Source organism: Flavobacterium limi (genome assembly GCF_010645075.1).
GTDB lineage: Bacteria > Bacteroidota > Bacteroidia > Flavobacteriales > Flavobacteriaceae > Flavobacterium > Flavobacterium limi.
In genome coordinates this window covers 1-24,480 of sequence record NZ_JAADZV010000019.1, presented here as the reverse complement: position 1 = coordinate 24,480, position 24,480 = coordinate 1, and the positions used below count along the sequence as shown (strand labels likewise).

Below are 24,480 nucleotides of genomic sequence, written 5' to 3'. Positions count from 1 at the left end.
GATATTCTGTATCATACCCCAAACCTGCATGAACAAAAGATACAGCGGACAGCCCGGCCCACAGGGAAATGCTATAAAAATATTAAAAGTTATACTTTAGATTATTAATTTCCAAATTTTAAGAGAATCTTCTAGTATTATTTAATCTTTCTCGTTATGGTGGTGAATTGTGGGTTATCTTAAAGTATAATCATATTATTTAAAATAAAAAAACCTGCAAACTTACGTATGCAGGTTAATAAATGTGTTATAATTAAATCTCTATTTAATCAAATCAAAACTTCTTTTTACAAAAGCTGTAAGTTCTTCTCCTTTTAATAAATTTTGAGATAATTTAGCAAGATCCAAGGCTTGTTTGACTAAGTTTTCCTGAGCTGATTTGTCTTCGGTATTTAAAATATTGGAAGCTAAATCAGAGTTAGTGTTTACAACTAAATTGTACATTTCCGGCATGTTACCCATTCCAAACATTCCACCACCACCTGACTGGCTCATTTCTTTCATTCTACGCATGAATTCTGGTTGTGTGATAATGAATGGTGCAGCCTGACTGTCCATCGCTTCTAGCTGAACAGAATATGCTTTTGGGATGTAAGATTCTAATGAAGCTTTAAGAGTTTCTTTTTCTTCATCAGATAATTTAGAAATTGTATTTTCATCCTTTTTAATTAGATTGTCAATGTGATCAGAATCTACACGAACAAAAGTCAAATCTCTGTTGTCTCCTTCTATTTTTTGAATTAAGTGGGAAATAATTGGAGAATCTAAAAGCAATACTTCATATCCCTTTTCTTTTGCTGTTTGAATATAAGAGTGTTGAGCATCCTTATTTCCGGCATAAAGTACTACCAGTTTTCCATCCTTATTAGTTTGGTTTTCTTTTAGTTTCTCTTTTAGTTCTTCAAGAGTAAAATAGGTATCATCTACAGTTGGGTACAATACAAATGTACCAGCCTTTTCGTAGAATTTATCTTCGGAAAGCATTCCATATTCTAAAACAATTTTAATATCGTTCCATTTTGTTTCAAAGTCAGCACGATTTTCATTAAATAAAGCTTTTAGTTTATCAGCAACTTTACGTGTAATGTAATTTGAAATTTTCTTTACTGCACCGTCAGCCTGTAAACCTGAACGAGAAACATTTAATGGGATATCAGGTGAATCAATAACACCTTTTAACATCGTTAAAAATTCTGGTACAATTCCTTCAACGTTATCAGTAACATAAACCTGATTTTGGTATAATTGAATCTTATCTTTCTGAATTTGCATATCAGAACCTAACTTCGGAAAATATAAAATCCCGGTTAAGTTAAAAGGATAATCTACATTTAAGTGGATATTAAATAATGGTTCTTCAAACTGCATTGGATACAATTCTCTGTAGAAGTTTTTGTAATCCTCATCAGATAATTCAGAAGGTTGTTTTGTCCAGGCAGGATTTGGGTTATTAATGATGTTGTCAGTTTCAACCGTTTCATTAACGTAATCTTCAGGAGCGTCTTCTGGTTTTGGAAGCGTTTCAGTTCTTGTTCCGAATTTAATCGGAATAGGCATGAATTTATTATACTTATTTAAAAGTCCGCTAATTTTAGAATCATCTAAAAATTCCAGAGAATCTTCTGCAATGTGCAAAATTATTTCCGTACCACGTGAAGTTTTGTCAGCTGGTTCTAAAGTGAATTCAGGACTTCCGTCACATGTCCAGTGTGCAGCTGGCTCATCTTTATAAGACTTTGTAATAATTTCAACCTTTTCCGCTACCATAAATGCAGAATAGAAACCAAGACCAAAATGGCCAATAATTCCTGAATCTTTAGCAGAATCTTTGTATTTGTCAAGGAATTCTTCGGCTCCAGAAAAAGCAACCTGATTGATGTATTTTTCAACCTCATCAGCTGTCATACCTAAACCCTGGTCAATAATGTGGATTTTTTTTCCTTCTTTGTCAACTTTGATTTCAATAAGGGGATTTCCATATTCTACTTTAGCTTCTCCAATGCTAATCAGATGTTTTAACTTTAAAGTAGCATCGGTACCATTCGATACAAGCTCACGTAAGAAAATTTCGTGATCGCTATATAAGAACTTTTTGATTAAGGGAAAGATGTTTTCTACGGAAACATTAATTTTACCTGTTGTCATATTTTTTTAATTTTTTAGTTTAATTAGATGATTTTCACTTATTCAAATTAAATACCAATTTTTGTATAGTGACAAAATGTCGCATGTGTTAATTTTGAAAGAAAATAATCGGATTTTGGAACTGAATATATTTTCACGAATTGTATCTTTGTGATACAATAATTGTTAAATGTGTAAGTAATAACTTAAATAATTCTACAAAATGAAGAAATTTATTTTCATTTGCATGATGTCCACGATCTTATTTGCGTGTAAATCAGCTTCATCAACTAATGCTTCTACAGAAGCAACAGAACTTTCAAAGAAACTTGACAGACGAACTCAGGTTGCTATCAAAGGAAATTGGATACTTACAAATGTTTCTTATGCCGGGTCTGATTACATTAAGGTAAATTCTTTTGATCTTGCAGATTCTAAGTGTTTTATAGGTAGTACCTGGAGTTTTATTTCCAACAATAATAAAGGTACGATGACATTGAATTCTCCGAGTTGTACAGCATTTACTTCTCCAATTGTCTGGAGTATTAATAATCAGGGACTTTTTGTGTTGAAAATTGTTGATCCGGGAACAAAATCAAAAAATGTGAGAACAGGATACTTGCTAAAAGTGGCAGGATTAACTGATAATTCATTTCAGTTGATTGATACAATTAATGTTGGTGGACAATCTAAAGATGTCACTTACCAATTTCAAAGAGCTAATTAATTTTAAAGAAGAATAAAAAAGATGAAAAAGATAACAGTTTTAGGATTGAGCAGCTTACTTGTATTAGTTAGTTTATTTGCAAGCTGCAATTCAGTTAAAAATGCTAATAACACTCAAAAGGGTGCCGGAATTGGTGCCGTTGCAGGAGGTGTGATTGGAGCTGTATTAGGTAATAATTTAGGTAAAGGCGGAAACGCTGCTCTTGGAGCTGCAATTGGAGCTGCTGTTGGTGGAGGTACCGGAGCACTTATTGGAAATAAAATGGACAAACAGGCTCGTGAAATTGATCAGGCTTTACCAGGTGCTGATGTAGAACGTGTAGGTGAAGGTATTCACTTAACTCTTAACGAAAATGCTGTTCGCTTTGATACCAATAAATCAACTTTAACTTCACAGGCAAAAGCAAACTTAGATAAATTAGTTCCGGTATTTAATGAGTATGGAGATACTGATATTCAAATTTTTGGATATACAGACAATACTGGTAAACCAGAATATAATTTAACTCTTTCAGGACAAAGAGCTGCATCTGTAAAAGCTTATTTAGTTTCAAAAGGATTACAATCAAGCCGTTTTAAGACGTCAGGTTTAGGAATCGCTGATCCGATTGCATCTAATGAAACTGTTGAAGGAAGATCTCAAAACCGTCGTGTTGAGTTTGCAATTACTGCAAATGATAAAATGGTGAATGATGCTAAAGCGCAGGCTGGAAAATAATTAAATTGCAATAAAATTTATTAAAAGCTGTTTCTTAATTGAAGCAGCTTTTTTTTGCCTTTCGAAATTAAACATTGTAAATTTGAACTCTCAATTAGAACCCATGCTTGACATTCAAAATATTTCATTTTCGTATACCGATAAACCTGTTATAAAAAACGTTTCTTTTAGTATAAATAAAGGCGAAAACATTGCTATTATTGGTGAAAGCGGCTGTGGAAAAAGTACGCTTTTAAAACTCATATATGGACTGTATGATTTGGATGAAGGAAAAATTTTTTACGAAGACAAACCAGTTTTAGGTCCAAAATATAACTTAATACCTGGAATGCCTTATATGAAATATCTGGCTCAGGATTTCGATTTATCGCCTTATGAAACAGTTGCTGAAAACGTAGGGAAGTTTCTTTCTAATGGTTTTGCCAATATGAAAAAGCTGCGTGTTCAGGAGCTTTTGGAAATGGTTGAGATGGAGCAGTTTTCAAATATTAAAGCGAAATTTTTAAGTGGAGGACAGCAGCAAAGAGTAGCATTAGTTCGTGTTTTAGCATTAGAACCCGAAGTAATTTTGCTTGATGAACCTTTTAGCCAGATTGATGCTTTTAGGAAAAATGCTTTACGCCGAAATTTGTTCCGGTATTTAAAGCAGAAAAAAATTACCTGTATTATTGCGACACATGATAGTACAGATGCTTTATCATTTGCGAATGAAGCTATCGTTATGCGCAACGGTGAAATTATTACAAAAGGTAATCCGGCAGAAATTTATACAAATCCATCTTCGAAATATGTTGCATCTCTTTTTGGAGAAGTTAATGAGATTCCAACTCATTTATTACGACTTTCCGAAGATGAAACTGAAAAATCATTAGTTTATCCGCATCAGTTGATCATGGTTGAGCATTCTGATTTGGAAGTTAAAGTGAGAAGAACGTATTTTAGAGGAAATCATTATTTGATTGAAACTGTTTACAAAAGACAATTGATATTTTTTGAGAACGAGTTTGATCTACCTCTTGAAATAACTATTTTCTTGGGGCTTAATATTTAACGGAATAATACATCATGAATATCTTCTGTTTTGTCAAAAACACTTTTTGCAAATGGACAAAGCGGAATAATTTTCAGGCCATTATTTCTGGCGTAATCTACAGCTGCCATAACTAGTTTTTTGCCAACACCCTTTCCGTGAAATTCTTCATTTACTTCTGTATGGTCAATGATGAATTTTGCATCTCCGGCCCAAGTATAGGTCATTTTTCCAGCTTGTTTGTCGTCTTCTATAGCTTCAAAATAGCCTCTTTTGATATCGTTTATTTGTTTGATTTCCATGATAATTAAATTATAGTTGTTTGTATTTTTATAGTATTGGTAAGTGTTTTGTGAATTGGGCATTTGTCTGCTATTATATGCAGTTTTTGTCTTTGGCTTTCGTCAATGTCTCCTGTTATTTCAATTTTTCGGGTGAATAAAGAAATATTTTGATCGCTGTCTTTTTCAAAATTTATTTTAATATGGATTTCAGAAACGTCCCACTGCTTTCTGTTGATATACATTCGTAAGGTAATTAAAGTACACGAAGCTAAAGAAGAGGCCAAAAGTTCAGAAGGACTAAAACCTAAATTCTTTCCGCCAACTTCCTGTGGTTCGTCTGCGATTACAATATTCCCGCTGGCTGATGTTATTTCGGTACGATACAATCGTGTATCTATTTTTGCTGATAATGTTTCCATAAGTTATTTAATTCTTGGTTCTGGTAATGGGACAAATTCGGTTTCTCCCGGAACTTTTGGGAAAGTCTGAGCTGTCCAGTCTTGTTTGGCTTTCTCGATAAGGTTTTTATCAGAAGATACAAAATTCCAAAAGATAAAATGTTCTTCGGGAAAAGGCTCTCCCCCAAAAATATAAACAGTTGAGTTTGCTGCAATTTCAAACTCACAAAGCGTACTGTCATTTGTAATCAAAATTTGTTTTGGATCGTAAACATGTTCCCCGCTTTTGATGCTTCCTTCTAAAATATACAAGCCACTTTCGCCGAATAAATCTTTTCCGATATTGATTTTAGCAGCATCTTTGCTTTTGATTTCTATGAAGTATAACGGACTGTAAACAGGAACCGGTGATTTTTTGCCAAAAGCTTCTCCTGCAATCAGTTTATATGAAACGCCATTTTCTTCCCAAGCCGGAATGTCTTGTGCTTCAACGTGTGTAAAATTTGGATCCATTTTTTCCAGTTCTTTTGGAAGCGCTACCCAAATTTGTAATCCATGAAGCATTTTGTCGGAATGTCTTAAATATTCCGGAGTTCTTTCAGAATGTACAATTCCTTTTCCGGCGGTCATCCAGTTTACAGCACCTGGTTTTATTTCTAATTCCGTTCCTAAACTATCGCGGTGCATAATGCTTCCTTCAAACAAAAAAGTAAGCGTAGAAAGTCCGATATGCGGATGCGGAGGAACATCCATATTTTGATATTGATTTAAATGTGCAGGCCCCATATGATCGATAAATACAAATGGTCCAACGGCTCTTTTTTCACGAAAAGGCAATAATCTGCCTACCATAAAATTGCCAATATTGGCAGCACGTTCTTCGATGATTAAACTGATATTTGACATGGTTGATTTTATTTGAAAACAAAATTACAGTGATAGTACAAGTCTGTAACTTAATTTAGATTAAGAAAAGTTGTTGTTAGATTTATAATTATAAAAATAAGAAATAAAAGAAATACGAATTATAGAAATTAGAACCAATCGATTTGTGTAATTCTGTCAATTTGTGTTTTAATCAATCAATTCAAATTCTAAAACGGGACTCTCTCTTCCGTTAATTATAATTGATAATCGATGAACTCCCGGATGAAAAACACGTGTTGTAATCAATTTAAAAGACTGGTTTCTTTCAATCTTTGTTAATTGGTGTGGATTATAGATTTTCTCACTGATTTTAAAGACTTTTTTTGCCAGATGTCCTTTTGCTTTTTTATAATGAACCGCATATTCTAAACGAATAGTTTTTGGTTCTTCATTTTTATTATTTAAGTGAAAATGAAATTGCAGATAATCTCCAATTTTTACAATAGGTGTTTTGATCTCAAATGAAGAAAGTTCAATATTTGTACTTTCTAAACCATAATGACTTAAAATTTCAGGATGCCCCTGTTTTAATAAAGTCCGGCATCCATGTTTGATTATTCCGTCTGTTTCTTTACTATGACCTTTCCATCTTGAAGCTATTTCAAGTACTATTTGAGGATTATCTTTAACAATATCATTCAAATTATTGGCAACGCTTCTTCGAACGTATTCTGACGGATCATTTTTTAGGTTTTCTAAAATAGGAAGAACAGAAGCAGGATCTTTTTTAAGAAACGGAATTGCCATTGCCCATGGTAATCTCGGACGTGAGCCTTCGCTGGCTAATCGCCTTACATGATGATTTTCGTGTAAAGACCATTTTGTCATTTCGTCAATCATTTTTTCCTTATATTTTAAAATGAAAGGACGAACCGCAAACTCACAGCTAATAAATTGTGTTATATAAACAAATGCTTTCGCTGAAGTTTCAAAATCTTCTAAACCGTACATTTCGACATAATCGGCAAAAAAGATATATTCTAAACCGCCATTTATAGATTTATTTGTTTTAAGATTTGTAATGATGTTATTAATCAAAATAATGGCTTCAGGAAATTTTTGAGGCATAAATTGATGTAAAACAATTGTTGTGTGTTTCATTCTTTCTTTCCATTCTTTTTTTGCGAAGTCGCCTTCATAAATCGCATCAATGAATTTCTGTTTATTGAAAGAAGGATGTACTTCTGTGACCGCCTGACTAAATTTTTCGTAAAAAGAAAGCGAGTAAATATCTTTAATTAGTCCCATAAATTTTGCTTGAATGAATCTCAAAGATATTTAATGTTCTTCGATTTATTGGGCACTATATGATTAATTCTAACCTTGTTTTTCAGATATACTTATTAATTTACAATTTTTAAAATTATACCGAAACTTTTAAATCCATAAAATATGTCCTAATTTAGCATTTCATAAAATTTATAAAGATGATCAGTGAAGCACAATTCCAGGCCGAATTAAAACTAATGATTGCCAATGCTATAAGAGAAGATGTGGGATCAGGCGATTACAGTTCGCTTGCCTGCATTCCGGATACTGCCAATGGACAAGCTAAATTGTTAGTAAAAGACCAGGGAATTATTGCAGGTGTGGAATTGGCTAAAATGATATTTGAGCATGTAGACCCAAAATTGAAAGTTAAAATTTTTATTGAAGACGGGACTCATGTAGAATATGGTGAAGTTGTTTTTGAAGTTTCGGGAAGTTCTCAATCTATTTTAAAAGCAGAAAGAGTGGTTTTGAATACGATGCAGCGAATGTCAGCAATTGCTACAAAAACGAGTAATTTGATGCAGCTTTTGGAGGGAACTGATGCTAAAATATTAGATACACGTAAAACAACTCCAAATTTCAGAGTGGCAGAAAAATGGGCAGTTAAAATAGGTGGGGGTGAAAACCATCGATATGCTCTGTACGATATGATAATGCTGAAAGATAACCATATTGATTTTGCGGGTGGTATAACTTTAGCAATAAATAAAACCAAAGAGTATCTAAAAACTAATAATCTGGATTTAAAAATTATAGTTGAGGCCAGGAATTTGGATGAAATTCGTGAGATCTTATTAAGTGACGGAGTCCACAGAATTTTGATCGATAACTTTAATTATGAAGATACTAAAACGGCTGTAGCATTAATTGGTGATAAATGCCAGACAGAATCTTCAGGAAACATTACTGAAAAAACGATTCGGGAATATGGTCTTTGCGGTGTGAATTATATTTCTTCTGGTGCTTTAACACATTCTGTTTATAATATGGATTTGAGTCTGAAAGCTTTCTAAACAAGTAATTTGTCATTTTATACATTTAAGAGTTTGTGACCTGAAAATCTAAACTCAGCAATCTAAAACTATAAAATATGTCGCAAGAGATTGGAGATCGGCTTGAAAAAATACCAGTTATACGTTTTTTAGTCAGATTTTTAAAGAATATAAAATTACCTTGGTTAGAAGGTTTTTCGTTGTATGATTTACTCGAAATGTATATTCTGGGTATTCTTGAGGGAGCATTTTCTTACCATGCCAGTGCAGTATCGTTTAGTTTTTTTATGGCTTTGTTTCCTTTTGCACTATTTATACTGAATTTGATACCTTACATTCCTATTGAAGGATTTCAGAACGATTTTTTGCAGTTTGTGCAACAAGGTGTTCCGCCAAATACTTATGATGCGATTAGTAAAATCATAAGCGATATTTTAAACAATAGTCACTCGGGGTTATTGTCATCAGGATTTTTGCTTTCCATTTTTTTAATGGCAAATGGTATAAATGGTATTCTTAGTGGTTTTGAATCCTCAAAACATGTTTTTGATAAACGTGGTTTTTTTAGCCAATATTTGGTAGCAATAGCAATTTCGCTTGTAATGACCATTATATTGTTTGTAACTGTGGCTACTATTGTTGTTTTTGAGGTATTTATCCAAAAAACAATTATTCAGGATGTATTGAGTGATCGTATTCCGCTTATTATTCTGGGAAGATATTTGTTTGTTATGCTGATGATTCTGATAACATCTTCAATATTATTGCGTTATGGTACAAAACAGTATAGTAAAGTGCCATTTATTAGCATTGGATCAGTTTTTACTACAGTCTTAATTATTATATCTTCGTTCTTTTTTGGGATTTGGGTTATAAAATTTTCAAAATACAACGAACTTTATGGTTCTATTGGCACATTATTAATTCTAATGTTTTATATTTGGATAAACTGTATGATACTATTATTGGGCTTTGAGCTCAATGCCAGCATCAGGAAATTAAGACAAAAAAATAAATAGATTATGAAAAATTGGATGTTAGCTCTTGGTGTTTTTTTTCTAACCTTATGCTCTATTCAGGCGCAAGGTGTTGTTGGAAAATGGAAAACAATTGATGATGAAACTGGTGAGGCAAAATCAATAGTAGAGATTTATGAAAAATCCGGAAAAATATACGGGAAAGTTGTTGATATACTTCGTGCTGATCGTAAAAAAGATGTATGTACAAAGTGTGATGGAACCGAAAAAAATAAACCTATTATGGGTATGGTAATCATCAACGGACTTAAAAAAGACGGGGCTGAGTATAATGGAGGAACAATCTTAGATCCGACAAATGGAAAAAAATACAAGTGTTACATTACTTTGGATTCTGCTGATAAATTAAAACTTCGTGGCTATGTCGGGATTTCTATTGTAGGGAGAACACAATATTGGACACGGGTGAAAAATTAATTTGAAAAAATGCAAAATTTAGCATCGATAATTTTATTCTTAGGGGTACTATTTGATAGTTCCGGGCAATCTAAGAATTCACCATTACAAATAAGTCATCTTACGGGTGACTTTTATGTTTATAAGACGTTTCATGATTACAATGGGACGTTGATTTCTGCTAATGCTATGTATCTTGTTACAGATAAAGGAGTCGTTTTGTTTGATACACCATGGGATGAAACACAGTATCAGCCTCTATTGGATAACATAAAAGCAAAGCATAATAAAGATGTCATAATGTGTTTTGCGACGCATTCTCATGAAGATCGTGCAGGAGGCTTGGAATTTTACAGACAAAAAGAAATTAAAACTTACACAATAAAGGCTACAGATGAAATTCTTAAGAGTGAAAACAAAAAAAGAGCCGAGTTTATAATTCCAAATGATACTACATTTACAATAGGACAACATAGTTTTGAAGTTTGTTATCCAGGAAAAGGACACGCTCCGGACAATATTGTAGTTTGGTTTGATAAAGAAAAAGTGCTTTATGGAGGTTGCTTTATTAAAAGTGCTGAGGCAAAAGATTTAGGATATTTGGGTAATGCTGATGTGAAAGAATGGGAAAAATCAATCCAAAAGGTTCAAACTAAATTTAAGAACCCAATTTATATTATTCCGGGTCATGACGATTGGACGAATGTAGAATCTTTAAAGCATACTTTGAAAATGGTTCAGAAATACAATACTGCGCAAGTTTCAGGTAAAAAATAATTCATCAATTATAAAATAATTACATGTTTTTCGTTGAAGTCGTTTTACCGCTTTCTTTAGCTAAAACCTTTACTTATCGTATTGCTGAAGCTGAATTCTATTTTATTAAAAAAGGAATGAGGGTGGCGGTACCTTTTGGAAAAAGTAAAATTTATACGGCACTTGTTATTGATATGCATCAAAATGGGCCAGGTTTGTATGAAGCGAAAGAAATCCATCAGATATTAGATGAAAAACCAATTGCAACCGAAATTCAGATTAAACATTGGATTTGGGTGGCGAATTATTATATGTGCGGAATAGGAGATGTGTACCGAGGCGCTTTTCCTGCCGGATTATTACTTGAAAGTGAAACGATTATTTCTCATAAGCCAAATGTGACGGTAAATGACAGCGAGCTTTCTGATGATGAATTTTTGATTTATGAAGCTTTACATCATCAAAGCTCTCTTAAGGTTGAGGATGTCATTTCAATTTTGAACAAGAAAAACATACTTCCGGTTCTTCAAAAACTGATTGCTAAAGATATTATTGTTTTAGAAGAAGAGATCAAAGAAAGCTATAAACCCAAGTTGGTTCGTTATGTGAAATTGCATTCAAAATATGAATCAGACAGTGGTTTAAATGAATTATTAGAAGTTCTCAAAAACGCCAATAAGCAAAAAGAAATTGTTTTGGCATATTTTCAGATTACCGCTTCTGAAAAGAAACCAATCACAGTTAAGAAGTTAATAGAAGTTTCAAATTCGACTTCGGCAGTGGTAAAAGCATTGATTGAAAAGGAAATTTTTGAAGAATATTATTTGCAGCACGACAGAGTTTCTTTTGAAGGAACGGCTTCAGAGAAACAATTATTGTTAAGCAAAGCTCAGGAAACGGCTTATAGTGAAATTAAAAAAAAATTATTAGAAAAAGAGGTTTGTTTACTTCATGGTGTTACTTCAAGCGGAAAAACAGAAATATATATTAGGTTAATTGAAGAATACTTAGAAACAGGAAAACAAGTTTTATATCTTTTGCCGGAAATTGCACTTACGACCCAATTGGTTTCTCGTTTGCGACTTCATTTTGGAGATAAAGTAGCTGTTTTTCATTCAAAATACAGTAATAATGAAAGGGTAGAAGTCTGGAAGCAGACATTAGAAAATTCGGATAAGGCGCAAATTGTAATAGGGGCAAGGTCGGCTTTGTTTTTGCCTTTTACTAATCTTGGTTTGTTGATTGTTGATGAAGAGCACGAGCAAACCTTTAAACAGACAGATCCTGCTCCAAGGTATCACGCTCGCGATGCGGCAATTGTTTTGGCTAGTTTTCATAATGCGAAAGTACTTTTAGGATCTGCAACACCAAGCATTGAGACTTATTTTAATACTCAGGCTGGAAAATTCGGTTTGGTTACGATTACAGAACGCTATAATAATGTCCGAATGCCTGAAATTGTTTTAGTTGATTTAAAAGACAAACACTTTAGGAAAAGAATGACGGGACACTTTAGTGATCTTTTAATAGAGGAAATTGCTGAAGCTTTATCCTTAGGAGAACAAGTGATTTTGTTTCAAAACAGAAGGGGATATTCTCCTATAATAGAATGTCTCACTTGTGGTCACGTTCCTCATTGCCAGCAATGCGATGTGAGTCTTACTTTTCATAAGCATAAAAATCAGTTACGTTGTCATTATTGTGGATATTCGATCGCAAAACCAACCAATTGCCACAGTTGTTCGAGTATTGATCTGACGACCAAGGGTTTTGGAACTGAACAAATTGAACAGGAATTAATGTCGCTTTTTCCAAAAGCCAAAACCTGGAGAATGGATCAGGATACAACACGTGGAAAATTTGGTTTTGAAAAGATTATAGATTCATTTAAAAATCGTGAAATAGATATTCTGGTTGGTACACAAATGCTGGCTAAAGGATTAGATTTTGATAATGTGAGTCTGGTCGGAATTATGAATGCTGACAATATGCTGCATCATCCTGATTTTAGAGCCTTTGAAAGAAGTTTTCAGATGATGACGCAAGTTGCCGGAAGGGCAGGTAGATCAGAAAAACAAGGCAAAGTAGTGATTCAGACTTATAATCCGGACCATAATACAATCCAGCAGGTTACGATGAATAACTATAGTGGTATGTATAAGGAACAACTATATGATCGTCAGATTTATAAATACCCGCCCTATTTCAGAATTATAAAACTGACATTAAAACATCGTGATTATGATAAATTGAAAGAAGGATCGATGTGGATGTACCAGGTTTTAAGTCAAAATTTACATATCCCTGTCTTAGGGCCGGAAGAACCTGCAATTAACAGAATAAGGAATGAATATATAAGAACAATTTTAATCAAAATTCCGCAAAATGTGCCATTAGCAGGTACAAAAAAAACTATTCAGAAAATGTTGAATAGTTTTGAGGCTGTTGCTCAGTACAGAGCTATAAAGTTAATTATAAATGTAGATTTTTATTAATTACGATGGTGTTGATAATGCTCTTACTAAATCTTCTTTTTTGTTTCGGCTAAGCGGAATCTTAGTAATGCCAATTTCTGCAAATTTACTGTTGAAGCGTTCAACTTTATCAATATTAATAATATAAGATTTGTGAACGCGAATAAATTTTTCCTTAGACAGGTCATTTTCAAAAGACTTCATTGTTGACAGGACTAAATTACTGTCATCTTCTGTAACAACCCTTACGTAGTCTCCAAAAGCTTCAATCCATTTGATTTTTGATGTGAAAATTTTGAGCTTCTTTAGGTTACTTTTAATAAAAATGTGTTCACCTTCCTCTTCTTTTACCTCTTTTTTAAGTATATGCATGTCAATTGCTCTTTTTACAGAAGCATTAAAACGATCAACGGCTATGGGTTTTTGAAGATAGTCTGTGGCATCATAGTCAAAGGCTTTTAAGGCATATTCAGCTTTAGAAGTAATAAATATGATTTGAGGCTTTGATTTTAAACCATCCAGAAAGTCAAAACCATTAATAACAGGCATTTCGATATCTAAAAATATTAAATCGATATTATTTAAAGAGATACAACTTTTTGCTTCTATTGCATTAGAAAAGTCTCCAATCAGGTGTAAACCAGGATGATTGTTTACTAGTTTTGCAATAATTGCCCTCTGTATAGAACTATCATCTACAACAACACAGTTTAGTTTCATAAGAGTTAGATTTAATAAATTCAAGTTTACAATAGTAAATGTATTATTTTTTTGGAAAAAAAACTAAGATGGAAGTCTGTTTTTTGCATTTCAACGAATAAAAGAAAAAAAATGTTGGTTATTAAAATATAATGGTTACTTTTGCACCCAATTTTAACAAATAAATATTGTATTTATGAATCATTATGAAACTGTTTTCATTTTAAATCCCGTTTTATCTGAAGTTCAGGTGAAGGAAACAGTAACGAAATTTGAAGAATTTCTTACTAGTAGAGGAGCTGAAATGGTATCGAAAGAGGATTGGGGTCTTAAAAAAATGGCTTATGAAATCCAAAACAAAAAAAGTGGTTTTTATCACTTATTCGAATTCAAAGTAGCTGGAGAAGTTCTTGTTGCTTTTGAAACTGAATTCAGACGTGACGAAAGAGTTATGCGTTTCCTGACTGTAAGTCTTGACAAACATGCAATTTCTTGGGCTGAAAGAAGAAGAGCTAAACTTAAATCTACAAAAGCTTAATTATTATGGCAACATTACAACAATCTGCTTCAGGAAAAAAAGACGGAGATATCAGATATCTAACGCCTTTAAATATAGAAACTAACAAAACTAAAAAGTATTGTCGTTTCAAAAAATCAGGAATCAAATACATCGATTATAAAGATGCTGATTTCTTATTGAAATTCGTTAACGAGCAAGGAAAAATTCTTCCTCGTCGTTTAACAGGTACTTCTTTGAAATACCAAAGAAAAGTGTCTGTAGCTGTAAAAAGAGCTCGTCACTTAGCCTTAATGCCATACGTGGCCGATTTATTAAAATAGTATTAAAAACAAAGTTGTTGGTTTCCGGTCAAATGGAACCTAACTTCTAACTTATAAGGACAACAACATGGAAATTATTTTAAAACAAGACGTTCAGAACTTAGGATTTAAAGATGACGTAGTATCTGTAAAACCTGGTTATGGTCGTAACTTTTTAATCCCTCAGGGTTTTGCTACTTTAGCAACTCCTTCTGCTAAAAAAGTTTTAGCTGAAAACCTAAAACAAAGAGCGCACAAAGAAGCTAAAGTTGTTGCTGATGCTAAAGCGTTAGCTGAAACTTTAAAATCTCTTGAAATTAAACTTTCTGCAAAAGCTGGTGGAGAAAAACTTTTTGGTTCTATCACAAACATCGACATTGCTGAAGCTTTAGAAAAATCAGGTAATGCTATTGATAGAAAATTCATCACTAGTGGTGTTGTGAAGCGTTTAGGTAAATACAATGCTACAATTCGTTTACATAGAGATGTAATCGTTGAATTACCATACGAAATTGTTGCTGAAAAAGCATAATTTTTTAAGTTTATAATATATTAAATCCCGTTTCATTCTAAAAGATGAATTCGGGATTTTTTTTATATTTATATTTTAGAAAATATTTGAAATGACTAGAGCAAGTAAAATTGGGAGATTGAATGTTATTTTGATTCTGGTATCCTTGTTTTTGTCTTTAATGCTTCCATTTGAACTTTTTCTTTTTTCTTATGCGGTTTTAGGGCCATTACATTACCTGACTGAAATTAATTGGCTTCATCAAAAGAATTATTTTGTCAAGGAGAGAAGATATATCTGGATTTTAATATTGTTTGCCATAGCAATAACTTTTCTGGTGCTTTTTAAATATTTAAAATTAGAAGCTGTGTTTTCTAATTACTTAAGCAGCTATTTCATGTTGTTGTTTGGTGTTTTGCTTGTTTCTGGTTTGGTGTTTTCTATCGGATTGGTGTTGTTTAAAGAGTCTAAAAAGATTTTTTTGACATTAATTTTTGCTTTCATTTTTGGATTATTGTTTCTGAAATTTTTTCCCTTTTCTTTTTTTATTATCAGTATCTTTTTGCCAACTATTATTCATGTGTATTTTTTTACACTATTATTTATGATTCTCGGGGCTTTAAAAAGCTACTCTGTTCATGATGTTTTTGCAATTATTATTTTGCTTTTCATTCCTTTGTTTATTTCGTATAATCCTTTTCTGTTTGTATTTCATACGTCTGAATTAGTGAAAGATATTTTTTTAGAGACTGGTTTTAAAAATGTTATTGTATCTGTAAATCAAATCTTAAGTGATATTTCAATTTCATATTTTGACTTTAATTCTGTTGTAATTATAAAAATTCAAACATTCATTGCTTTTTCATATACCTATCATTATTTGAATTGGTTTTCTAAAACATCAATAATTGGATGGGATAGAAACATTTCCAGGCCTTATTTAGTATTTATTTTGATTTTATGGCTAGTATCAGTGGCTTTGTATGTTTATAGCTATAAGACAGGAGTGATAGTTTTGTATTTTTTAAGTACGCTTCATGTTATTGTTGAATTTCCATTAAATATTGTTTCAATAAGAGAAGTCTTTTTCTCAAGAAATACATTTGATTAAACTTTTAAAAGTATAAATTTGCAAACTTAACAAAAGTCAGGCTTTTTATATTTATAAAATGAAATACGCAAGATTAACTAAAGAACAGTTTGAAGAATTACATGCTGAATTTGCTAGTTTTTTAGCCACCCAGGCTATTGATAAAGCTGAGTGGGACTCTTTAAAAATAAATAAGCCGGAAGTTGCCGAACAGGAACTGGATGTTTTTTCGGATTTAATTTGGGAAGGAGTCTTGTCGAGAGCAGAATTTTTAGAACACTTTTCTAAAAATCATATCTTTTTATTTCATTGTTTTGAAACTCATGTACAATCTATTGTATTGAAGTCTTTAGTTGCGGAAACCGATTTTTTGACCAGGGATGGTTTGCAATGGCTAAGTGATAATATGTTTACAGATGCGATAGAGATGAAAACAGGAAAGAAAATCTTTACTGATGATCGAAATTCTTCAATTTTTGAATTAATACAGCAAGGTGCTTTTTTAAGTGAAGGACAATTGTTTCAGCAAATTAATTCAATTTTAGAATCATAACACTTTATGTGTTGATATTTAGATGATTAGGTGGTTTTTTAATTTTTTTTAATGTTTTTAACTTTTGTTTAATCTTTTTGCTATCTAGCCCCCCGTATTTTTACCTGTTTTTTTATTAATCTTTTAATTATTCATTAATATTTCTTAAAACCTTTTTTTTGCTTAAAAACATCATTAATCAAGGCTTTTTTGTAAGTTTTTTCTTTTTAATTGAAAAATATCATAAAAAAACAAGGTTTTTGTTGTGATATTTTTAACTATTATTTATGTCGGCCATCGTAGTAATTATAACGTTTTAGACTATTTTTGTGTGTTTTGTTTTTTATTTTTTTTAAAAAATAAGAATTTTACTCTTGTTTGGTAATTTGTTTTTTTTTAATTTTAGATTATAAAGATTAAACAAAAGTTTCGTAGTTGAAATGAATACATAATTAATTATTTCAAAATCAAGAAACTACTTTTTATTGCATAATGTGAAGTTTTATAATAACGTATTAAATAGTTGCTTATGGACTTAATATTTATTCTCTTTATCAAATTTGTATTCAGCATAAGTATTATTTTGGTGTTTCTAAACTTGACTAATTGTAAGTTTATTCATAAGTCAAAATTTTTCCATCAATTTAAATATTATTTTCGTATTTTATTTTTAATACCTTTTCCCCCCAATAGATGATGACCTAATTAATCATTTTGGGTAATTTTTATATAAAAGATATATTGTATTCAACTTTTTAAGTCAGTTTTCTTAAAATTGTTTTTTATGGAAAGAATAATCAACTTTTTATAAATGTAAAATTGTACAGCATATTAAAAAGAGTTTCTAAATTCAAATTGCTCTAAAACAAATCACTCCTTATCGGAAGCTTTATGCTTCAGCAAATACTTAAGACGTTTTTTTATTAATTAACAATAACGCTCTTTGGTTATGCTATTTTTTTTAAATTTTTAGGTTAAGTTCAATTGTATGAATTGAATTTGACTGTTTAACTGATTGATTTTTAATTTTTTAAAATTGTATAAGACGGTTGTCTTACTGCAACAGGGTTTCTATTGTCCATTTTCTAATCTTCCAAATTATGAAAAAAAAATTACAAATTTTTAATCTCAACTTTCAGAAGGGATTATTAGGAGCATTGTTTTTTTTGCTTTTATTTTCAAATTCTTTTGCTCAAAATGTATGTAGGCCGATTTCGCAAACTAATAGTACAGGCGGTCTTTTATGTGCAGGTATGAGTGTAACTGATCCAAATGATGCATTTGATACAAGTATGAGTACGTTTGCTACGGTAAGCAATGTACTTGGTTTAGCTTGTTTTGCACAAGAAACATTAACCTTTAATCAGACTGCGAAGGCTGGAGATCAAATTGTAATTTATTTTGGAACGGGACCTGGTTTGTTGAATCTGAGTCTTTTATCAAATGCGACAATTCAGGCAAAACTTTCCGGAGCGGATGTTGCTGCCCCAGTTCCTTTAAATAATGGATTGTTAAATCTTCAATTATTACCCGGAAATGAAATTGCTGTAATACGTTATACATTACCAGGAGATACGAACCAAGTCAGAATTCAGGTAGGAGGGCTTCTAAGTTTGTTGGTAAATTTAAGGGTTTATGATGTAAGGCTGGATTTTGCAAAGCCCACTGTTACTAATGGATTGACACAGACCGTTTGTTCTGGTAGTTCTTTAAATTTATCAGCTACACCTGCATCCGGGACTACTCTGGAATGGTTTAGTTCGGCAACTTCTACAACTCCGTTGATATCAGGAAATAATTTTACAACCCCAAATTTAACTGCAAATACAACATATTATTTGGGGGTTACGAGAGCTGCTGGTTGTGAAGGCAGTGAACGTGTTCCAGTACAAATTAATGTTTCAAATCCTGTAGCACCAGTAATAAGTACTTCAGGAACTTCTATATGTTCTTCGGGAGGAACACAATCGACTTTGCTTTCTGTAATAAATCCGATACCGGGAACAACTTACAATTGGTATAGTGTAGCGGTAAACGGTGTTTCTTTAGCTTCGGGTAATACTTATTCTCCAACTGTTCCTTTGGGAACTACAAGTTTTTATGTAGAAGCAGTGATAGGAAGTTGTTTGAGTCCTGCAAGAACTCAGGTTGATGTAATTTCTACAGCTATTCCTGCTGTTCCTACAGTTTTGACTCAGAGTGTAACTATTCAGTCTGGTCAAAATGCTGCTTTGAATGCAACTACTTCAGAGCCGGGAGTTACGCTCAATTGGTATGATGTTTCCAATGGAGGATCTGCAATTGCAATTAATTCGCCTACATTTACGACACCGGTTTTAACAGCTTCAAAAACGTATTATGTTGAAAGCCAAAGTGCAACTGGAAATTGTGTTAGCGCAAGAATTCCAGTACTTGTTAATGTTCAGCCAGCAGCTTTGGGAGGCTGTTTAGAAGCTGGTAGCCAACAAACAAATCAAAATGGATTATGCTTACTATGTGGTGTAACAAACCCGAATAATTCTGTTGACGGTAATCCTGCAACAGCAACAAGACTTACTGTTCCTGTTGGTTTAATAAACGGATGGATTCAGCAAACATTACAATTTAATAATCCGGGCAGAGCAGGAGATATTGTTGATGTTGAATTAGAATTACCAGGTGGATTAGCTGACGTTGCCCTTTTAGGAGCTGTTAGTTTGGCAACTTATAATGGAGCAGCCTATAATAATGACAGAGTTTTTATTAATAATTCTCTGGTAACGTTGCAATTATTATCAGGAAATCGTTTTAAAGCAAGTGTAGAAGCCGGAGCTGCTTTTGATCGTGTTGAGATTCGATTAGGAGGTTTAGCAGCATTACTAACAAGTTTAGATATTTATCAGGCAACTTACAGATATAAATCTCCAACAGGTTTAGCGAATAAAACTATTTGTAGTGGACAAACTACAACTATAGTCGCTAATATTGGAGTTGGAGAAACTATTAATTGGTTCGATGTACCATTAGGAGGGACTTCTTTGGCGAGTACTACTTCTTTTACAACTCCTGCTTTGACTGTTCCAACAACTTATTATGCAGAAATAACCAGAAATGGCTGTGTGAACAGTGAGCGTTTTCCCGTAGTAATATCAATTAATAATCCTATTGCGCCTGCTGTAGATGCGACAGGAACAACAATTTGTAGTGGACAAACTACTACATTGAATATTCAGGCACCTGTTGTAGGTACTGTTTACAAATGGTATGACGCAGCTTCAGCCGGAAATTTAGTGTTTACTGGTACTTCTTTTATAACTCCAAATTTAACTGCCAATACTACCTATTTCGTTGAAGCAGAAATAGGAAGTTGTTTGAATGCAACGCGTACTGCAGTTACAGTGACTGTGACCCCATTACCAACGGCACCAATTGCAGCATCATCAAATGTGGTTATTCAGTCCGGACAGAGTGTAGCGTTACAGGTATCAAGTCTGGATTCTAATGTTACATTTGACTGGTATGATGTACCCAATAATGGAACTGCTTTGGCGACAGGAACCAATACCTACACAACACCAGCTTTAACAGTAAATAGAACCTATTATGTTGCAGCCAGAGGCATAACTTCAGGTTGTTTAAGCAGTGGAAGGACAGCGATTAACGTTTTGATAAATAATTCAGCTAGTAGTTGTTTACAGGCTAATTCGCAAGACACACACGTAGATCCGAGCTTGCTGTGCGTTTTGTGTAGTTTCACCAATCCTGGAGGATCTGTTGATACAAATGTAAATACATTTACAAGACTTTCTACGGTTGCAGGGTTACTTGGAACATTTGTTGAACAAGTCGTAACTTTCCCAACAACTGGTCAGATAGGGGATATCATTGATGTTGAGTTAGAATTACCAGGAGGTTTAGCAGATGTATCATTATTAGGAGGTGTTAGTTTAGGAACTCATAATGGCGCAACTGATAACAATGACAGAAGGTTTCTCACTAATAGTTTATTAAGCTTACAATTATTATCAGGTAATAGATTTAAAGCAAGTTTTACTGCAACGGCGACATTTAATAAGGTTGAAATTCGACTTGGAGGATTGGTTACTTTATTAACAAACTTAGATATTTATGGAGCTTCATATAGATTTAAGGATGCTGTAGTTACCGGTGCTGTATCTCCAATTTGTAGTGGACAAACCGCTAGTTTAGCTGCTACTTCAAGTGTGGCGGGAGAAACATTTAAATGGTATGATGCTGCAAGTTCAGGAACAGAACTTTCTCCAATATCAACATATACAACACCAGCGTTAACAGCAACGACAACCTATTATTTGGAGGCAACACGTGATGGAACTTGCGTTAATAGTGTTCGTCAGCCTGTTACGGTAACAGTATCACCATTTGCGACTGCTGCAGATGTGACAATTAATACTCCATTAGAAGCCTCTTGTGCCGGAAGTGTTGTATTAACTCCAACATCAGCTTTAGTTGGAGCGCAGTTCAGATATTATACTGATCAAAACAAAACACAGGAAATTATAACCGGATCTACAGTTGTTGCACAGCCTGGAGTAACTTTCTCTAAAAATCCGACAACAGGAGCATTAACAATTAATGGTCTAAGTGCTGCTGTACCATCTTATAATTATTATGTGTCTGTTGTTAATGCAGTTACCTGCGAAAATGCTATTAATACGCTGAAACAGGTAACAGTTAATTCTCCGTCTGTAACACCTTTGGTAGTAATTGGTACTGCTTTAGAAGGTTGCGGAACTGTGAATTTAGCAAATGCTATAACCGGTTTTGATACAACAGGAGATACAACCTATACTTTCTATGACCCTTCAGACAATATTTTACCTGCAGCTGCTGCAGCTAATATAAATACAAGTGGTGTTTACTCAATTCAGGCTCAAGGTAACGGTGTTACATGTCCATCCGGTAAGTTACCGGTAACCGTTTCTGTTAATCCGTTACCAAGTTTGGTTGTTGCAACACCTTTCTTATCAGTAAATACAGGGACTAATGTTTTATTAAATGCGACATCAAACGGAACATTAGCATGGTTTGATCCTCAGGGGAACACTTTGACCGGACCGGTATTTACGACAGGAGTTTTAAATACTCCTGGAGTGTATACTTATACAGTAGTTGCTACCAGTGCTCTAAATTGTTCTGCTTCGGCAACAATTACTATTAATGTTATAGATCCGAATAGCTGTCAATTACTGACAGAAAGAGTTTACGCTACAGGACAAAGTTCCGGCTCAATTGTAACAGGCGGGGTAACTACTCCTGCCAATGCTATTGATGGAAATACACAAACTTATTCTACAATAGTTACAGGAGTTGGTCTTTTAGGAGTTGGTACTACCTGGCAGAGTTTAACCTGGCCGGCAAATATTGTAAAAGGTACTCCGGTAACTATTAAATTAGGTTCTGAATATAGCGGAGTAGCGTTAGGACAAAATTTATCAGTAATTGGGACTAAAAGCGGAGTTGATATTGGAACTATGCAATCCGTCTCAGGATCACTTTTGAATTTATTATCAGGAGATAATAGCTTTGAATATACCTTTGTTCCTGCAAATTCCTCAGGACCACAAGACTATGATGGAATAAGAATTCAGTCGGCATCACTTTTGAGCGTTGCTCAAAATACTAAAGTTTTTGACGCTTACTATACGAAAAAGGTTTCAACGGTAGCCTGTACACCAGGTGATATTCAGGATGTTTTTTATGGTGCTACAGATTTAGGGCTTCCAATAGGGGCTTTAACTTCTACAGTTGGAGTTAGTGATGCATGGAACGTAGCTGACAATGATATTTCTACTTTTGCAACAATGTATAGCGGGGCTGGAGTTCTGGCTGCTGCTGATTTAACGGTTGCATTTAAAACACCATCAATTGTAAGTGATACATTAAGAATTGTCGTTTCTAAGCCGGGAGCTCTTTTGGATCTTAATTTATTAACCGGATTTAGTATTCAGCGTTATTTAGGAAATGTTGCCGTTGGAGCTCCAATTCAAAGTAACAGCACATTATTAAGTATTAGAGTATTACCTGGAAATACAATGTCAATGGTACTTGTATCCTCTTTGCCTGAAGCGTATGACCGTTTAAGAATTCGTTTTGGCGGAGTTGCCGGTGTTCTGGATTTTCTGAGAGTTCATACGGTTGAACGAGTAGCAAATACAAAAGTAATAGAAGGTGATCCTGATAATAAAGTTACGATTTGTCCCGGAGCAGATGTTACACTCCAAATTCCAACAGAACCTTGTTCAAATTATATATGGTACGATTCGCCAACAGGTGGTTCTGTTGTAGCGAATGGAATTACTTTTACAGTTCCTGCAACATTAGCAGCCGGAATTTATAAATATTATGTACAGCCGGTAAGATATGGTTGTGAAGCCTTATCAAGAGGAGAAGTTACTATTGAAGTAAGAGCTTCAAGTCCTGAAAATGCTTTAACAAATATTACTCTTAATGGAGGAGCGGTTACTTCAATCTGTTCTCCAACAGGAACGATAACTTTAAATACAAGTTTAAGTGGAACCCCATTATTAACAAATCCAATTTATCATTGGTATAATTTTGACGGAACAACAAGTCAGTTGATTGCAGGTGAAACAACTTCTCAGTTAATTAGAAATGGATTGACTCCCGGGACTTATACTTATTTTGTCGGAGTTAGTTCGGATGAATTTTGTGAGACTGCAGCAGCAGACAGAAAACAAATTACCTTTACTATATTACCTCCATCAGTTCAAAATGATATTTTAGTTGATGATGTAGCAGTTTGTCATAATGTACCAGCAACTTTAATACCTACAAGTGTATTGTTAAATCCTATATTTTATTGGTATTTTGATGCAAATAAAACTCAGCCAATAACAAGTGGAACCGTAAGCGGCGTAACTTATGCTATAAATTCTGTAGGAGTTTTGACAGTGACAGGTTTAACACGTGCTGTGAGTCCGATTACGTATTATGTTGGAGTTTCAAGTGACACATCTTGCGAAAATATAGCAGGGACACTTCAAACAGCTACCATAATTATAAATGATCCGGATACACCAACAACCACAGATGCCACACAAGATTTCTGCTTGGTAAATGCACCAACGGTTGCCAATATTCAGGTAAACGAATCCAATGTAGTTTGGTATAATTCATTGACCAGTACAACAGCGATTGCATCTACAACCGCTTTGGCAAATGGTATCTACTACGGAGCTATTTTAGATCCTGTAACTAATTGTGAAAGCTCGGTTCGTTTAGCAGTAACTATTACGATTAGCGATCCAGGCACACCGACTACAACAGATACTACACAAGATTTCTGCTTGGTAAATGCACCAACGGTTGCCAATATTCAGGTAAACGAATCCAATGTAGTTTGGTATAAGCAGTAACTATTACGATTAGCGATCCAGGCACACCGACTACAACAGATACTACACAAGATTTCTGCTTGGTAAATGCGCCAACCGTTGCCAATATTCAGGTAAACGAGGCAAATGTGGTTTGGTACAATTCATTGACCAGTACAACAGCTATTGCACCAACAACCGCTTTGGCAAATGGTATCTACTACGGAGCTATTTTAGATCCAGTAACGAATTGCGAAAGCTCGGTTCGTTTAGCAGTAACAATTACTATAAACAATCCGGGTACACCGACTACAACAGATACTACACAAGATTTCTGCTT

21 protein-coding genes are annotated in these 24,480 nt (G+C 33.6%); 15 read left to right on the top strand and 6 right to left on the bottom strand.

The genetic code is table 11. From position 1 onward, the window contains the following. Positions 1-261 precede the first annotated feature (261 nt). Positions 262-2,145 carry a molecular chaperone HtpG gene (htpG, locus tag GXM16_RS22520; protein ID WP_163396747.1) on the bottom strand — a complete coding sequence of 628 codons (1,884 nt, stop codon included), beginning with the start codon at positions 2,143-2,145 and terminating at the stop codon, positions 262-264. Between the two features lie 202 nt (positions 2,146-2,347). Here htpG and GXM16_RS22515 point away from each other — a divergent pair, with 202 nt between their 5' ends. The 3 genes from GXM16_RS22515 (at position 2,348) to GXM16_RS22505 (ending at position 4,619) form a co-directional block, all read left to right on the top strand. Beyond that, on the top strand, positions 2,348-2,851 hold the full coding sequence (locus GXM16_RS22515) for a lipocalin family protein (RefSeq protein WP_167519885.1): 504 nt from the start codon (positions 2,348-2,350) through the stop codon (positions 2,849-2,851). Between the two features lie 21 nt (positions 2,852-2,872). Continuing rightward, complete coding sequence (locus tag GXM16_RS22510; protein WP_163396746.1) at positions 2,873-3,568, top strand: YiaD family glycine zipper/OmpA-like lipoprotein; 696 nt, start codon at positions 2,873-2,875, stop codon at positions 3,566-3,568. A gap of 103 nt (positions 3,569-3,671) precedes the next feature. Continuing rightward, positions 3,672-4,619, top strand: a complete 948-nt coding sequence (locus GXM16_RS22505) for an ABC transporter ATP-binding protein (RefSeq protein ID WP_163396745.1) — start codon at positions 3,672-3,674, stop codon at positions 4,617-4,619. Here the strand turns inward: GXM16_RS22505 and GXM16_RS22500 are convergent. From GXM16_RS22500 to GXM16_RS22485, 4 genes are all read right to left on the bottom strand, one after another. Further along, positions 4,616-4,900: a GNAT family N-acetyltransferase gene (locus GXM16_RS22500; protein ID WP_163396744.1), complete on the bottom strand. Its 285-nt coding sequence runs from the start codon at positions 4,898-4,900 to the stop codon at positions 4,616-4,618. The genes GXM16_RS22505 and GXM16_RS22500 overlap by 4 nt on opposite strands. A 5-nt stretch (positions 4,901-4,905) precedes the next feature. Beyond that, complete coding sequence (locus GXM16_RS22495; protein WP_163396743.1) at positions 4,906-5,301, bottom strand: OsmC family protein; 396 nt, start codon at positions 5,299-5,301, stop codon at positions 4,906-4,908. A 3-nt stretch (positions 5,302-5,304) separates the two neighbouring features. After that, on the bottom strand, positions 5,305-6,186 hold the full coding sequence (locus tag GXM16_RS22490; RefSeq protein ID WP_163396742.1) for a pirin family protein: 882 nt from the start codon (positions 6,184-6,186) through the stop codon (positions 5,305-5,307). Between the two features lie 168 nt (positions 6,187-6,354). Then, on the bottom strand, positions 6,355-7,455 hold the full coding sequence (locus tag GXM16_RS22485; RefSeq protein WP_163396741.1) for a DNA alkylation repair protein: 1,101 nt from the start codon (positions 7,453-7,455) through the stop codon (positions 6,355-6,357). A gap of 179 nt (positions 7,456-7,634) precedes the next feature. On the opposite strand from GXM16_RS22485, the gene nadC reads away from it, so the two are divergent. The 5 genes from nadC to priA all read left to right on the top strand — a co-directional run bounded on the left by nadC (position 7,635) and on the right by priA (position 13,155). Beyond that, positions 7,635-8,492, top strand: a complete 858-nt coding sequence (gene nadC / locus GXM16_RS22480) for a carboxylating nicotinate-nucleotide diphosphorylase (RefSeq protein ID WP_163396740.1) — start codon at positions 7,635-7,637, stop codon at positions 8,490-8,492. 77 nt (positions 8,493-8,569) lie between these two features. Continuing rightward, the gene (locus GXM16_RS22475) at positions 8,570-9,490 is read left to right on the top strand and encodes a YihY/virulence factor BrkB family protein (protein WP_163396739.1); all 921 of its coding nucleotides are present in this window, start codon (positions 8,570-8,572) and stop codon (positions 9,488-9,490) included. Positions 9,491-9,493: 3 nt separating this feature from the next. After that, positions 9,494-9,925, top strand: a complete 432-nt coding sequence (locus tag GXM16_RS22470) for a DUF2147 domain-containing protein (protein WP_163396738.1) — start codon at positions 9,494-9,496, stop codon at positions 9,923-9,925. Positions 9,926-9,934: 9 nt separating this feature from the next. Further along, on the top strand, positions 9,935-10,681 hold the full coding sequence (gene bla-B1-FLAV, locus GXM16_RS22465) for a subclass B1 metallo-beta-lactamase (RefSeq protein WP_163396737.1): 747 nt from the start codon (positions 9,935-9,937) through the stop codon (positions 10,679-10,681). A gap of 23 nt (positions 10,682-10,704) precedes the next feature. Continuing rightward, positions 10,705-13,155 (top strand): replication restart helicase PriA, encoded by a 2,451-nt coding sequence (gene priA / locus GXM16_RS22460; RefSeq protein WP_163396736.1) that lies wholly within the window; start codon positions 10,705-10,707, stop codon positions 13,153-13,155. Here the strand turns inward: priA and GXM16_RS22455 are convergent, their stop codons facing one another. After that, positions 13,156-13,854, bottom strand: coding sequence for a LytR/AlgR family response regulator transcription factor (locus tag GXM16_RS22455; protein ID WP_163396735.1), 699 nt, complete (start codon positions 13,852-13,854; stop codon positions 13,156-13,158). It abuts the gene before it with no gap. 175 nt (positions 13,855-14,029) lie between these two features. On the opposite strand from GXM16_RS22455, the gene rpsF reads away from it, so the two are divergent. The 7 genes from rpsF to GXM16_RS22420 all read left to right on the top strand — a co-directional run. Continuing rightward, a complete protein-coding gene (gene rpsF, locus GXM16_RS22450; RefSeq protein ID WP_026729424.1) occupies positions 14,030-14,371 on the top strand; it encodes a 30S ribosomal protein S6 in 342 nt (113 codons plus the stop codon). A 5-nt stretch (positions 14,372-14,376) separates the two neighbouring features. Beyond that, positions 14,377-14,673 carry a 30S ribosomal protein S18 gene (gene rpsR / locus GXM16_RS22445; protein WP_007138295.1) on the top strand — a complete coding sequence of 99 codons (297 nt, stop codon included), beginning with the start codon at positions 14,377-14,379 and terminating at the stop codon, positions 14,671-14,673. Between the two features lie 67 nt (positions 14,674-14,740). Next, positions 14,741-15,184, top strand: a complete 444-nt coding sequence (rplI, locus tag GXM16_RS22440) for a 50S ribosomal protein L9 (RefSeq protein ID WP_163396734.1) — start codon at positions 14,741-14,743, stop codon at positions 15,182-15,184. Positions 15,185-15,275: 91 nt separating this feature from the next. Beyond that, complete coding sequence (locus GXM16_RS22435; protein WP_163396733.1) at positions 15,276-16,274, top strand: hypothetical protein; 999 nt, start codon at positions 15,276-15,278, stop codon at positions 16,272-16,274. A gap of 58 nt (positions 16,275-16,332) precedes the next feature. Continuing rightward, a complete protein-coding gene (locus GXM16_RS22430) occupies positions 16,333-16,806 on the top strand; it encodes a DUF6495 family protein (protein ID WP_163396732.1) in 474 nt (157 codons plus the stop codon). Positions 16,807-17,885: 1,079 nt separating this feature from the next. Beyond that, entirely contained in the window at positions 17,886-24,182 is a 6,297-nt protein-coding gene (locus GXM16_RS22425; protein ID WP_163396731.1) for an Ig-like domain-containing protein, read from the top strand. Between the two features lie 59 nt (positions 24,183-24,241). Beyond that, positions 24,242-24,480: hypothetical protein (locus GXM16_RS22420; protein ID WP_163396730.1), on the top strand; the 239-nt coding region annotated here is incomplete at its 3' end.

What these genes read in the sequence shown, in the direction of transcription:
- GXM16_RS22435 (WP_163396733.1), top strand. Translation starts at nt 15,276, where the DNA reads ATGACTAGAGCAAGTAAAATTGGGAGATTGAATGTTATTTTGATTCTG.
- htpG (WP_163396747.1), bottom strand. Translation starts at nt 2,145, where the DNA reads ATGACAACAGGTAAAATTAATGTTTCCGTAGAAAACATCTTTCCCTTA.
- GXM16_RS22500 (WP_163396744.1), bottom strand. Translation starts at nt 4,900, where the DNA reads ATGGAAATCAAACAAATAAACGATATCAAAAGAGGCTATTTTGAAGCT.
- GXM16_RS22495 (WP_163396743.1), bottom strand. Translation starts at nt 5,301, where the DNA reads ATGGAAACATTATCAGCAAAAATAGATACACGATTGTATCGTACCGAA.
- GXM16_RS22430 (WP_163396732.1), top strand. Translation starts at nt 16,333, where the DNA reads ATGAAATACGCAAGATTAACTAAAGAACAGTTTGAAGAATTACATGCT.
- GXM16_RS22510 (WP_163396746.1), top strand. Translation starts at nt 2,873, where the DNA reads ATGAAAAAGATAACAGTTTTAGGATTGAGCAGCTTACTTGTATTAGTT.
- GXM16_RS22455 (WP_163396735.1), bottom strand. Translation starts at nt 13,854, where the DNA reads ATGAAACTAAACTGTGTTGTTGTAGATGATAGTTCTATACAGAGGGCA.
- GXM16_RS22515 (WP_167519885.1), top strand. Translation starts at nt 2,348, where the DNA reads ATGAAGAAATTTATTTTCATTTGCATGATGTCCACGATCTTATTTGCG.
- GXM16_RS22505 (WP_163396745.1), top strand. Translation starts at nt 3,672, where the DNA reads ATGCTTGACATTCAAAATATTTCATTTTCGTATACCGATAAACCTGTT.
- GXM16_RS22425 (WP_163396731.1), top strand. Translation starts at nt 17,886, where the DNA reads ATGAAAAAAAAATTACAAATTTTTAATCTCAACTTTCAGAAGGGATTA.
- GXM16_RS22475 (WP_163396739.1), top strand. Translation starts at nt 8,570, where the DNA reads ATGTCGCAAGAGATTGGAGATCGGCTTGAAAAAATACCAGTTATACGT.
- GXM16_RS22485 (WP_163396741.1), bottom strand. Translation starts at nt 7,455, where the DNA reads ATGGGACTAATTAAAGATATTTACTCGCTTTCTTTTTACGAAAAATTT.
- rpsF (WP_026729424.1), top strand. Translation starts at nt 14,030, where the DNA reads ATGAATCATTATGAAACTGTTTTCATTTTAAATCCCGTTTTATCTGAA.
- GXM16_RS22490 (WP_163396742.1), bottom strand. Translation starts at nt 6,186, where the DNA reads ATGTCAAATATCAGTTTAATCATCGAAGAACGTGCTGCCAATATTGGC.
- rplI (WP_163396734.1), top strand. Translation starts at nt 14,741, where the DNA reads ATGGAAATTATTTTAAAACAAGACGTTCAGAACTTAGGATTTAAAGAT.
- priA (WP_163396736.1), top strand. Translation starts at nt 10,705, where the DNA reads ATGTTTTTCGTTGAAGTCGTTTTACCGCTTTCTTTAGCTAAAACCTTT.
- rpsR (WP_007138295.1), top strand. Translation starts at nt 14,377, where the DNA reads ATGGCAACATTACAACAATCTGCTTCAGGAAAAAAAGACGGAGATATC.
- GXM16_RS22470 (WP_163396738.1), top strand. Translation starts at nt 9,494, where the DNA reads ATGAAAAATTGGATGTTAGCTCTTGGTGTTTTTTTTCTAACCTTATGC.
- bla-B1-FLAV (WP_163396737.1), top strand. Translation starts at nt 9,935, where the DNA reads ATGCAAAATTTAGCATCGATAATTTTATTCTTAGGGGTACTATTTGAT.
- nadC (WP_163396740.1), top strand. Translation starts at nt 7,635, where the DNA reads ATGATCAGTGAAGCACAATTCCAGGCCGAATTAAAACTAATGATTGCC.